The sequence below is a fragment of the Paenibacillus timonensis genome (genome assembly GCF_022427145.1).
Classification (GTDB): domain Bacteria; phylum Bacillota; class Bacilli; order Paenibacillales; family Paenibacillaceae; genus Fontibacillus; species Fontibacillus timonensis.
Window position 1 is genome coordinate 32900 of record NZ_JAKSXN010000046.1, and the last position, 12182, is coordinate 45081.

Here is a 12182-nt window from a genome sequence, read left to right on the forward strand (position 1 = left end):
AGCGTTACGCGGCAGGAGCAGGCAACAGGCTGGTTTGCTGTTCAATCATTCAAGTCTCGCTGCCTGCTTTTGTGCGCAGACCAAAAACCCTCGCCCAAAGGCGAGGGTTTTCTTCCGCTTTAATCCAGCGTGATGTTATAAGTCACGATGTAGGCGTCCTGCTCCGATTCGTCCACCTCGACGTCCCCTTGCAGCAGGTGGATGAGTTGGAGTAACGGACCGGTTAGACGGCCGTTGTAGATCTTCGTTGGCGTTTCCAAAGGCGTTTCCGTGCCGTTGACGGTGGCGGTATCCGCGCCGACGGCGACCTTAACCTCCCGGTCGCCTCGGGTCAAACGGGCCGTCTTCTCGGCGGCATCGTAGTTGAATTCAATGCCGGCCGCCATAGCAAAGTCTTTCAGCGGTACGCGGACCTGATCCTCATCGGCTGGCGGGAGTTCATTGAAGGTGATCTCCTGGCCGTTCACATTGACGACCACCGAATAGACCGGACCGTCTTCGTTGATTACGAGGCTTTGTACCTGCTCCTGCAGCAGGCGGTTGTTCAATTCCACGTTCGCCGCGGTAACCTGGTGGGTGCCGGCGGCGATTTCCTCGACGATCCGGCGATTGATATCGGCGGAATGGTGAGATAAATCCTTGTATTCGTCCAGATCGTAGGTGATCGTGCTGTCGCTCTGGAAATCGTACACCCGGACGTTGTCATAGGCGCTGAATCGCTCGTACATGTAGTTCTTCATCTTCAGTTGGTTCTCGAAACGGTCAGGGTTCAAACTATACCACATCTGCTGGCGCAAGATCGAATACGGCGGATAGTAGATGATGAACTCGATCTCGGGATGCGCCTCGATGAAGCTCATCGTGTTGTCTTCGAAATTTTGCTTGACGATTTCCAGGGGAGGCTCGTATTCGGCCGTCAATTGCTCCGATATCCGGGCATCCTGCCACTTCGCGAACACCTGGTCCGGCCCGTAAACGGCGGTAGCATCCCAATTGTTCAACAGATCGAGGTTGCGAAGCTGGGGCATTTGATCCTTTGGCAGGAGCAACGCGCCGAGAGCATGCTTGACATCGGAAATGTTCAGCAGGTATTTATAATCGTTCCAGATCTTATCGTCGTACAAATAAAACGGGAAATTGGCTTCGTCCCGCACGGCATTGTCCCGGAACGAGAAATAGTCGATGCCCCACAACACCTTCGTAACCTGGCCGGTTCCGACCGCAACGTCGGCGATCAATCGCTGCTCCTTGGCGGTGGAACCCTCCATCGACAACTTCATGACGTTGCCGCCGAGAAGCTTGCCGACTTCCGAAGGAACGAAATTCTCGGTCATGGAGCTGCCGAGGATAATCGTGTCATAGGCGTAATTTTTGGCGAGCCCCGGGTTTTGGTATCGCTGCTGCTTGGTAAAGAGGGGCGGGTAGGAGGCCTTCCGGTATAGCTGCAACGGGTCGACGGCATAGACGAACGAGCCGACCAGGACTGCGAACAACAGGACAAAGGCCATAAACCAGACGACGAAACGAATGTTTTTCAAGGGGATTTCTCCTTTTACCAACGTCAAAATTAGAACGTGAAATACAAAAATTCGCTGACCTGGTTGAAATACAGAATCGAAAACACAAACAATCCCGCGATATAAGCGGCGTAACGCAAGTTTGGCTTGAATTTCAGCTTAAGCTCCATCGAATTGCGCGCGAACAATGCCAGCGCAAAGGCGGCGACGACCAACAACGCTTGACCTGCCAAGGTCAGGGACACGTTGATGTCTCCGATGCTGAACATGCCGCGCAATACCTTCAACGCATCCTCCCAAGAGGTTGCTCGGAAGAACACCCAGGTGAAATTGATGAACAAGAAGGTGATCAGCCAGCCGCACCAGCGCGGCAGGGCGATGCCCGTCTTTTGCCACAATCGCTGGATAACCTGGGCGATGCCGTGCATCAGTCCCCAAACAATGAACGTCCAGCCTGCGCCGTGCCAGAAGCCGCCGATCAGAAAGGTCGCCACCAGGTTGAAATAGGTGCGGAACGTTCCTTTGCGGTTCCCTCCGAGCGGGATATAGATATAATCCTTCAGGAAACGGCTTAACGTCATATGCCAACGGCTCCAGAAATCCTTAATGCTCAAAGCTTTATAAGGCGAGTTGAAGTTGATCGGCAGCTTGATGTTGAACAGTAGCGCGATCCCGATCGCCATATCCGAATATCCGCTGAAATCGAAATACAGCTGGAAGGTATAGGCCAGCGAAGTGATCCAAGCCTCGACGAACCCCAAATGGGTGGAGACATCAAAGCCTTGGGTTGCGATGGGCGCCAGCGTATCGGCGATCACGACCTTTTTGAACAAGCCAATGCAGAAAATGAAGAACCCGCGGGCCACATTCCCCGGGATGATCCGCTTGCTCCGAGACCGGTCGAATTGAGGCATCATTTCCTTATGGTGCAAGATCGGTCCGGCGATCAGGTGCGGGTAAAACGTCACGAACAGGACATAACTGACGATGCTGTACTCCTTCGCCTTGCCGCGATAGGCATCGACGAGGTAAGCGATCTGCGTGAAGGTGAAGAAGCTGATCCCGAGCGGCAAGGCCAGCTCCAGCAGCTTGATATGCGAAGCGAACAGCGAATTGATATTCGTAATGAAAAAGTCGGCATACTTGTAATAGCCCAGCAGCAGCACGTTGCCGGAGATGCCGAGAGTCAGCAGCAGCTTCCGCAGCCGCAGCGGCTTGTCGGCGAAGTGGCTGATCGAACGGCCGATGGCATAGTTAAAGGCAATCGACGCCAGAATCAGCGGCAGCGACTTGATGCTCCAATAGCTGTAGAAGAACAGCGAAGCCGCAGCAAGCCAAAGCTTTCCGAATACGGGAGGGCATAGCCGGTTCAACAGAAAATAAACGATAAACGAGATCGGCCAAAAGGCAAAAATGAATTCGTATGAATTAAAAAGCAAGGCTCCACGGCACCTCTCTCAAAAGAGAATCATAACTAAATTATCATATAATAGATTGTTAGGCGCGGCAATGCCATACCCGCCCAAAGATCGACAAAAAAAGCGGCCCCGCCAAGGCGGAGCCCAAAGGAACGCTATATGAAAAATTAGGAGGAACCGTAAGGAAATGAACCGGGTGCCGAGTGCTAGGGAGCTTAAAAGTGCAGCACGGAGATGAGCATCGGAGCGACCCCTAACGTAAACAGGGCAGCCAGGATCATCGAGATACTGGAGATGGTCCCGGTCAGGGAGCTCAGTTCGAACGCTTTGGACGTCCCGGTCCCGTGGGCGCTGGTGCCGAATAACACGCCGCGTGCAACCTCGCCTTCGATGCGGAACAGCTTCATCACCAGCGGCCCCAGCATGGCGCCAAGCAAGCCGGTCAGAATGACGAATACTGCGGTGATATTCGGTACGCCGCCGATAACCTGCGACACGTTCATGGCGATCGGCGTGGTGACCGAGCGGGGAATCAAGCTGGTAATCAGCTGATCGTCCAGATGCAGCCACTCGGCCAGAAACGCCGAGGAGAACATCGCGACGACCGAGCCGCTAAGCACGCTAATGAGAATTTCCACAGCATGTTTTTTCAGCACATTGTAGTATTTGTACAGCGGAATCGCAAACGCGATCGTGGCCGGCTGCAGCAGGCTGCTCAGCCACTTGCCGCCGGAATGGTAAGCCTCGTAAGGGATTTGCGCCCACAATAAGCCGATGACCAGGATCAATGGGGTGATCAGCAGCGGGGACAAGTAAACGCTTGGCCGAATCCGATACAGCCGTTTGGATAATCCGTAAATGATCAAGGTGCAAGCGAAGCAAAGTATGCCGATTATCATGAGATTCGGCCCTCCTTTCGTTTTTCGATGCGCGAGGCGATCAGACCGGAACAAGCCATGACGATGACGGTACTGAGGATCACGACGATCAGGATCCGGACGCCTTCGCTTTCGAGCAAGGGAATATATTGCATGACGCCGACGGCGGAAGGAACGAAGAACAGCAACAATTCGGCCAGGAGCCAATTCGCTCCCCGTTCAATCCATTTCAACTTAACGACGCCGGTTTTCAACAAGGTAAACAAGAGAGCAATGCCAAGAATCGAACCTGGAATCGGTAAATGGAGCAGCTCCGCGACCTTGTTCAGGGCGATCGAGACGAAGAACAGGATGGCGACTTGAATCATCCCCATGCCAATCTCTTTCATCTTGTTCATTTGAGCAGCTCCTTTCTGTTTTTGGTTGGTAATGAAATCTTACACCGATTGTTTTCATGAGTAAAATGAATATACTGAATGAGTAGCATTCCATTTGGTTATAGATAATTCGGCGTAAAGGAGAGCAGGCTGTTGGATATCCGGCAAATGCAGGTTTTAATCGAGGTCGCGCGGCTGCGAAGCTTCACTAAGGCGGCCGAAGCGTTGTATATTACGCAACCCACCATCAGCAAAACGATTAAGGCGATGGAGGAGGAATTGGGCGTCGTGCTGTTCGACCGAGTCGGCAAAAAGATCGAGCTGACCGATGCGGGGCAGATCATCGCCACGCAGGCGCAGCAAATCGTGACTTCCTTCCATAATCTGATGGCGGAGCTCGACGATTTGCGCAATCTGAAGAAGGGGCATCTCCGCATCGGGCTTCCGCCGATGGTGGGAGCGAGCTTTTTTCCGAAGGTGATTGGGGAATTCCATCAACGGTATCCCGACATTACCATCCAGCTGTTTGAGGACGGAGCCAAAAAAGTGGAGCAGGACGTTGCCGGGGGGCTGTTGGATGTCGGGGTTGTCGTGCTGCCGACGGTAGAGGCGGAGCTCAGCTCCTTTCCTTTCGTCGAGGAGAAGCTGAATCTGGTTGTGCACCCCTCGCATCCGCTCGCGGAGCGCGAATCGGCGGAATTGGCCGAGCTGGCCCAGGACGGATTCGTATTGTTCCGCGAGGACTTTACGCTGCATGGCCGCATTATCGGGGAATGTGCCAAAGCCGGGTTTCAGCCTCATGTCATTTACGAGAGCTCGCAATGGGACCTGATTAGCGGAATGGTCGCCGTCGGCCTGGGCATTACGCTGCTTCCGGAAACGATCTGCCGGGAGATCGACGATGAAGGCGTGCGGATCATTCCCCTCGTCAAGCCGGTTATTCCATGGAAGCTCGGCATCGTATGGCGCGATGACAGGTATTTGTCTTTTGCCACCCGTGAGTGGATTCGGTTTGCCCAGGAAGTGCTGACGCCCCGGATGGGATAGCAATTGGCGAAATGTCCGAGTTCTGACAAACAAAGCGGCGCCGGACTACTTGTGCAACCGGCTCGGCCTACCTATAATAGCGAAATGATTCACAAATTGACATTAGGGGACAAAGCTTAAATGAGTTTGTTGCGAAAAAAATCGATTGCTTCGATGTTACAGGAGAAACAAACGGCCAGCTCCGGGGCCGGCGGCATGAAAAAAGAGCTAGGCGTCTTTGATCTGGCCATGTTGGGGATCGGCTGCATCGTCGGTACGGGGATTTTCGTGCTGACCGGAGTGGCTGCTGCCCAACACGCCGGTCCAGGCCTGATCTTATCCTTTATTCTGGCCGGCATCGTCTGCGCCTTCTGCGCATTGTGTTATGCCGAATTCGCCTCCATGGTTCCCGTCTCGGGAAGTGCCTATACTTACAGCTACGCTACCTTTGGCGAGTTGATCGCCTGGATTCTCGGCTGGGACCTGATCCTGGAATACGGATTTGCCGCTTCGATGGTGGCGAGCGGATGGTCGGGGTATTTTCAAGGCTTGATCTCCGGCTTGGGGATTACGGTACCGACCGCGCTCAGCAGCGCCTTTGACCCGACGAACGGCACTTATGTCGACGTCCCGGCCATCCTGATCGTGCTGGTGTTGACGTTTATCGTCTCCCGCGGCTCCAAGGAGTCTTCGCGGCTGAATTCGATTATGGTGATCGTAAAAATCGCCGTGATTCTTCTCTTTATCGTGGTAGGTGCATTTTACGTCAAGCCGGGCAACTGGACGCCGTTCATGCCGTATGGCTTCAGCGGGGTCGTGACGGGGGCGGCGACGGCGTTCCTGTCTTACATCGGGTTCGATGCCGTGGCTACGGCTGCGGAAGAAGTAAAAAACCCGCAAAAGGACTTGCCGCGCGGCATCTTATGGTCTTTGGTCGTATGCTCCTTGTTATATGTTCTCGTGACGGCCGTGCTGACGGGGATTGTTCCTTATGCCGAATTAAATGTGAAAAATCCGGTTGCTTTCGCTTTGCAATATATCAACCAGAATTGGGTTGCCGGCTTCATCTCGCTAGGGGCGATCGTCGGGATTACGACCGTATTGTTCGTGTTGTTGTTTGGGCAGTCGCGTCTGCTTTATGCTATTGGGCGGGACGGCCTGCTGCCGAAGCCGCTGGCTTGGTTGAATCCGAAAACCGGCGTTCCGGCGAACAGCACCTGGGTGACCGGCATTGTCGTGGCGATTTTTGCCGGATTGATCCCGCTGCGCAAGCTGGCCGACCTGGTCAGCATCGGGACATTGTTCGCGTTTATTTCGGTGTCGCTGGGCATTATCATCTTGCGCAAGGCGCGCCCGGACCTGGAACGGTCGTTTAAAGTTCCGCTGGTTCCGTGGATTCCGGTGCTGGCCGTGCTGACCTGCGGGTATCTGCTGATCAGCTTGCCGGCAGTGACCTGGGTCGCTTTCCTGGTTTGGATGGGCATCGGGCTCATCGTCTACTTTGCCTATGGATACAAGCATAGCGAGCTCTCGAAGTCAACACGGCCGTTAGGCAAAAGAATGGAATAACCTGCAGGATATGCCCTTCGGGCCGGTTCGACACATTGCCGGCTTCGGAGGGCTTTTTCGAATATTTCCCGGGAATTTGGCAGATAGTAAAAGGCGTGTCGAAACTTGAAAAGCCTAAAAGCAACGAAGGAGAGACAGCTGTGAAGTTTGCCTTAATCGGTTCATTGCTGGCCAGCCTGCTGTTCGGAATGGGAGTTCCGGTTGCGGCAGCCCAAGCGGACGTCGCCCACCATTTCGGATTCAAGAAGAGCGTTGGCGGCCAGCTTCCCTCGATCAACGAGGAAGGGTTCAAAGACATCATCGATCAGAACGGCGCGATCTTCCTCGGCGATCCCTCGCGCAAGGAGTTGTTCCTGACGTTCGACAACGGGTATGAGAACGGTTATACCGCCCCGATCCTCGATACGCTAAAAGCGAAGAAGGTACCGGCGATTTTCTTCGTCACCGGCCACTACATTAAGGATCAGCCGGAGTTGCTGAAGCGCATGGCCGCAGAGGGCCATTTAATCGGCAATCACTCCTGGAGCCATCCGGACATGACGACGATTTCCGATGCGCAAATCCGGGAAGAGCTGGAGAAGGTAAAAAGCGCATCCGCCCAGGTCACAGGGCAGCCCAAAATGGATTATCTGCGCCCGCCTCGCGGCATCTTTAGCGACCGGACGCTTCGAGTGACGAGGACGCTTGGGTATACGAACGTTTTTTGGTCCGTTGCTTACAAGGATTGGGACGTAAACGACCAGCGCGGGGCGGATTACGCCTACCAGAAGGTCGTCTCGCAGTTGCATCCCGGCGCGGTGATCCTTCTGCACTCCGTCTCCAAGGACAATGCGGCGGCCCTGGGAGCGATCATTGATGAAGCTCGGCGGCAGGGCTACGAGTTCAAGAGCCTGGATGAGCTGAAACCGGGACAAACGCGACCGCAACCCTAAATTCAAGACCGTTACAGGCGGGCGATCAGCCACGCGGTACGGTCTTTTTTTGCTTCATGAGGTTGTTCAAAAAGTCATCTTTCCATGACGAAGGTCGAGTTTGTGAAGTGGGTTCGACGTCGAATCTTGAATGACTTTTTGAACTTGCAATTAATGTGTCCGAAATTTGACGGCGCTTGACTTCGCATTTACAGGCTCTTATAATTAGGCATGCAAATTAATAGTGGCACTAATTATTAAACAGTGAAAATAAATAAGGGGGGATTGGTTTGTTCACCGGTGATAACCCGCAGGCGCAAAGGCTGCTGAAGGCATTTCACCGCTTTCGGAGGCTCGATTTCGGCAAACTGACGCCGTCGGCGTTTAAACCAAGCGAAGTTCGATTGATGTTTTTTATCCTGCGCGGCATGGAAATGGACGAACGCGGAGTGACCGTTTCCGAGTTGAGCTCGATGATGGAGGTTGCCTCTCCGACCGTGACGCCGCTGGTCCGCAGCCTGGAGGAGCACGGGCTGGTCCTGCGTTACAACGATAAGGAGGACCGCCGTGCGGTTCGGGTTAAGCTGACGGAGCAGGGGATGGACCAGATCCGGGAAATCGCCAAGAGGCGTTCCGTTCAAATCCAAGGACTGGTCGAGTATTTGGGCAAAGAGAAGAGCGGGCAATTGATTGAACTGCTGGAGCAGGTTTATGAGTACGTGGAATTGCAACTAAATACAGAGAAAAGCCAAGAGCAATGAAATGAATAGAACATGTGGAGATGATGGGAATTGATCAAACTTTTCCGCAATTTGAAACCATACCGCTGGCTTGTAGCCGCGGTGCTCGTATTCGTCTTCTTCCAGACGTTATCCGAGCTGTATTTACCGACGTTGATGGCAGACATCGTAGACAAAGGCGTCGTGAACGGAGACACGCCTTATATTTGGCGAATCGGCGGGCTTATGCTGCTGGTTGCGCTCGGAGGGATGGCCTGTTCGATCGCAGCCAGCTACTTCTCGTCTAGAGCCGCAACCGGCTTCGGGAAGCTGCTCCGCGGTAAGGTGTTCAAGCATGTCTCGAACTTCTCGCTGGAGGAGTTTGACACGATTGGCACCGCCTCGCTGATCACCCGCACGACTAACGACATTACTCAAGTGCAGCAGGTATTGATCATGATTTTGCGCATGATGGTTATGGCGCCGATGATGTGTTTGGGCGGGATCATTATGGCCGTTTCTAAGGACGCGACGCTGTCGCTGGTGCTGGTAGTTATCTTGCCGGTGCTGGCCGGGGCGATCTTCCTGATTGCTCGCAAAGGTCTGCCTTTATTCAAAGCGATCCAGAAGAAAATCGACAAACTGAATCTTGTCATGCGCGAAAGCTTGACCGGGATTCGCGTCATTCGTTCGTTTAATCGGACCGACTACGAAAGCAAGCGTTTTGACGCGGCGAACCTCGATTTGACGGATACATCGATCAAGGTCAACAAAATCATGGCCTTTATGATGCCGATTATGATGTTGGTCATGAACTTGTCTTCTGTGGCTATCATTTGGTTTGGAGGGTTACGGATCGACGCCGAGCAAATGCAGGTCGGCGACCTGATGGCGTTCCTGCAATACGCGATGCAAATCATGTTCTCGCTGGTTATGGTGTCCATGATGTTCGTGATGATTCCGCGGGCATCGGCTTCGGCCATCCGGATTAATGAAGTGCTGGACATGGATCCGGTGATCAAGGATTCGGCAACGGGCAGCCAGGCGACGGAAACCAAGGGACTCGTCGAGTTCCAAAACGTCTCCTTCAGTTATCCAGGCGCGGAGCAGCCGGCGGTTCAGGATATCTCGTTTACCGCCAAGCCGGGCCAAGTCACGGCGATTATCGGCGGGACGGGTTCCGGGAAATCAACGCTGATCAGCTTGATCCCGCGGTTTTACGACGTGCAGGAAGGCAGCGTGCGGGTCGACGGCGTGGACGTCCGCGATATGACGCAGGAGGAGCTTCGGAATAAAATCGGCTTTGTCCCGCAAATGGCGGTGTTGTTCTCCGGAACGATCAACGAAAACATCCGTTACGGCAAAGAAGATGCGACCGACGAAGAAGTGCGGCGTGCGGCGGAAATCGCCCAAGCAACCGACTTCATCGGCAAGATGGAGCAAGGCTTCGAGTCGCCGATCGCCCAAGGCGGCACCAACGTGTCGGGCGGTCAGAAGCAGCGGTTGTCGATTGCCCGCGCGCTGGTGCGGCCGGCGGAAATTTATATCTTTGACGACAGCTTCTCGGCGCTCGACTTCAAGACCGATGCGAAGCTGCGGGCGGCTTTGAAGCAGGAAACGAAGGAATCTACCGTCATCATCGTCGCACAACGCGTCAGTACCGTGCTTGATGCCGATCAAATTATCGTGATGAACGATAGTCAAATCGCCGGAGTCGGTACGCATCAAGAATTGATGGAGACCTGCGACGTCTATAAAGAAATCGTCTATTCCCAGCTTTCGGAGGAGGAGATCGCATGAGTCGAGAGCAAACCGAGAAAAAACGCGGATTCGGCGGCCCTCGCCGCGGGCACGGCGGTCCCGGCGGACCCGGCATGGGGATGCCAGTGGAGAAAGCGAAAGATTTCAAAGGAACCTTAAAACGGTTGATCCGATACTTAAGACCGCATAAGGTTCAATTAGCCGCGGTACTGGTCATGGCCATTTTGAGTACCGTGTTCAGCATCTTCAGCCCGAAGGTGATGGGGAAAGCGACCACCAAGTTATTCGAAGGCATCGTAGCTAAGATTCAAGGCGTTCCCGGTGCGGAGATCGACTTCCAGTACGTCTGGCAAATTATTATGATCTTAATTGGTTTATATGTACTGAGTGCGCTATTTGGCTATGTCCAACAGTATTTAATGGCCGGCGTCGCCCAGAAGACGGTTTACGACCTGCGGAAGGACGTCAATGCCAAGCTGAACAAGCTGCCGCTGAAATATTTCGACGCCCGGACGCATGGGGAGATTTTAAGCCGGGTCACCAATGACGTCGACAACATCGCCGGCACTTTGCAGCAAAGCTTGACGCAGTTGATCACGTCGATCCTGACGATCATTGGCGTGATCGCGATGATGCTGTCCATCAGTCCGCTGATGACCTTGATTGCGGTCCTGACGCTACCGCTAAGCGTCGTGGCGATCACCTCGATCGCCAAGCGGTCGCAGAAACAGTTCGTCCGCCAGCAAAAGGAACTCGGCCAGCTGAACGGCCATGTCGAGGAAATGTACACCGGCCACAAGATCATCAAAGCGTTTGGCCGCGAAACGAAGTCGTTGGAGGAATTTGATAATATCAACGAACGGCTGTACGAAGCCGGTTGGAAGGCGCAGTTCATCTCCGGCGTGATCATGCCGATCATGAGCTTCATCGGCAACATCGGATACGTGCTTGTGTCGGTGGTCGGCGGGATACTCGTGACCAAGAGAACGATCGAAATCGGCGATGTGCAGGCGTTTATCCAGTACTCCCGCCAATTTACGATGCCGATCACGCAAACGGCGAACATCGCCAACATCATCCAGTCGACCGTTGCTTCGGCGGAGCGGGTGTTTGAAATCCTGGATGAGGAAGAACAGGTGCCGGAAACAGCGAATCCCGCTGTATTGGAACGGCCTCGCGGCGATGTGGCGTTCAATCATGTCCAGTTCGGTTACGATCCGGAGCATCTATTGATCGAAGATATGAACATCGACGTGAAACAGGGCCAAACGATCGCCATCGTCGGGCCAACCGGCGCCGGCAAAACGACGCTGATCAACCTGCTGATGCGCTTCTATGAGGTGAACGGCGGATCGATCACGGTGGATGGGGTCAACATCGCCGAGATGAAACGCGGCGACTTGCGCAGCTTGTTCGGGATGGTACTGCAGGATACGTGGTTGTTCAACGGCACGATCCGCGACAATATCGCCTACGGCCGTGAAGGCGCCACGGAAGAAGAAGTGGTTCGGGCCGCCAAAACGGCGTATGCCGACCACTTCATCCGAACGCTGCCGGGCGGCTATAACACCATCCTGAACGAGGAAGCTTCGAATATCTCGCAAGGCCAGAAGCAGCTTTTGACGATCGCCCGGGCGATTCTCGCCGATCCCGCGATCTTGATCCTCGACGAAGCCACGAGCAGCGTCGATACCCGGACCGAGGTGCATATCCAGAAAGCGATGAACGAGCTGATGAAGGGCAGAACGAGCTTCGTCATCGCCCACCGGCTGTCCACGATTCGGGACGCCGATCTCATTCTCGTGATGAATCACGGTACCGTGATCGAGAAGGGAACGCACGAGGAACTGCTGGCGCTTGGCGGTTTCTACGCCGATTTATACAACAGCCAGTTCACCAAAGGCGGCTTCGAGCCGGAAGCGGTGTAAAGGGGCGTCAAGCTCTGACTTTCGGAAAGAACCGATTTATAACGAAACGCCTCCGCACACGCGGAGGCGTTTTTTTCG

The 12182-nt window shown here is 54.2% G+C and carries 10 protein-coding genes; 6 read left to right on the plus strand and 4 right to left on the minus strand.

Going from position 1 to position 12182, the window contains the following annotated elements; genetic code table 11:
• Positions 1-119 precede the first annotated feature (119 nt).
• The 4 genes from MJ257_RS17595 to MJ257_RS17610 form a co-directional block, all read right to left on the minus strand.
• Entirely contained in the window at positions 120-1538 is a 1419-nt protein-coding gene (locus MJ257_RS17595; RefSeq protein ID WP_178023240.1) for a copper amine oxidase N-terminal domain-containing protein, read from the minus strand.
• 29 nt (positions 1539-1567) lie between these two features.
• The gene (locus MJ257_RS17600; RefSeq protein ID WP_240270456.1) at positions 1568-2956 is read right to left on the minus strand and encodes an MBOAT family O-acyltransferase; all 1389 of its coding nucleotides are present in this window, start codon (positions 2954-2956) and stop codon (positions 1568-1570) included.
• A 194-nt stretch (positions 2957-3150) separates the two neighbouring features.
• Positions 3151-3834: a CidB/LrgB family autolysis modulator gene (locus MJ257_RS17605; protein WP_275693880.1), complete on the minus strand. Its 684-nt coding sequence runs from the start codon at positions 3832-3834 to the stop codon at positions 3151-3153.
• Entirely contained in the window at positions 3831-4202 is a 372-nt protein-coding gene (locus tag MJ257_RS17610) for a CidA/LrgA family protein (protein WP_372489842.1), read from the minus strand. Before MJ257_RS17610 ends, MJ257_RS17605 begins: the two co-directional genes overlap by 4 nt.
• 141 nt (positions 4203-4343) lie before the next feature.
• Here MJ257_RS17610 and cidR point away from each other — a divergent pair, with 141 nt between their 5' ends.
• The 6 genes from cidR (at position 4344) to MJ257_RS17640 (ending at position 12104) form a co-directional block, all read left to right on the plus strand.
• The gene (cidR, locus tag MJ257_RS17615; protein WP_240270458.1) at positions 4344-5237 is read left to right on the plus strand and encodes a cidABC operon transcriptional activator CidR; all 894 of its coding nucleotides are present in this window, start codon (positions 4344-4346) and stop codon (positions 5235-5237) included.
• A gap of 120 nt (positions 5238-5357) precedes the next feature.
• Complete coding sequence (gene bcaP, locus MJ257_RS17620; protein WP_240270459.1) at positions 5358-6785, plus strand: branched-chain amino acid transporter BcaP; 1428 nt, start codon at positions 5358-5360, stop codon at positions 6783-6785.
• A gap of 188 nt (positions 6786-6973) precedes the next feature.
• Positions 6974-7717, plus strand: a complete 744-nt coding sequence (pdaA, locus tag MJ257_RS17625; protein ID WP_240270466.1) for a delta-lactam-biosynthetic de-N-acetylase — start codon at positions 6974-6976, stop codon at positions 7715-7717.
• A 269-nt stretch (positions 7718-7986) separates the two neighbouring features.
• Positions 7987-8457 carry a MarR family winged helix-turn-helix transcriptional regulator gene (locus MJ257_RS17630; RefSeq protein WP_178023247.1) on the plus strand — a complete coding sequence of 157 codons (471 nt, stop codon included), beginning with the start codon at positions 7987-7989 and terminating at the stop codon, positions 8455-8457.
• A 30-nt stretch (positions 8458-8487) separates the two neighbouring features.
• A complete protein-coding gene (locus MJ257_RS17635) occupies positions 8488-10215 on the plus strand; it encodes an ABC transporter ATP-binding protein (protein ID WP_240270460.1) in 1728 nt (575 codons plus the stop codon).
• Positions 10212-12104 carry an ABC transporter ATP-binding protein gene (locus MJ257_RS17640; protein WP_240270461.1) on the plus strand — a complete coding sequence of 631 codons (1893 nt, stop codon included), beginning with the start codon at positions 10212-10214 and terminating at the stop codon, positions 12102-12104. Before MJ257_RS17635 ends, MJ257_RS17640 begins: the two co-directional genes overlap by 4 nt.
• Positions 12105-12182 lie beyond the last annotated feature (78 nt).

Excerpts from the sequence above, each read along its gene's own strand:
- MJ257_RS17605 (WP_275693880.1), bottom strand. The coding sequence starts at position 3,834 with ATGATAATCGGCATACTTTGCTTCGCTTGCACCTTGATCATTTACGGA.
- MJ257_RS17610 (WP_372489842.1), bottom strand. The coding sequence starts at position 4,202 with ATGAAAGAGATTGGCATGGGGATGATTCAAGTCGCCATCCTGTTCTTC.
- bcaP (WP_240270459.1), top strand. The coding sequence starts at position 5,358 with ATGAGTTTGTTGCGAAAAAAATCGATTGCTTCGATGTTACAGGAGAAA.
- pdaA (WP_240270466.1), top strand. The coding sequence starts at position 6,974 with ATGGGAGTTCCGGTTGCGGCAGCCCAAGCGGACGTCGCCCACCATTTC.
- MJ257_RS17640 (WP_240270461.1), top strand. The coding sequence starts at position 10,212 with ATGAGTCGAGAGCAAACCGAGAAAAAACGCGGATTCGGCGGCCCTCGC.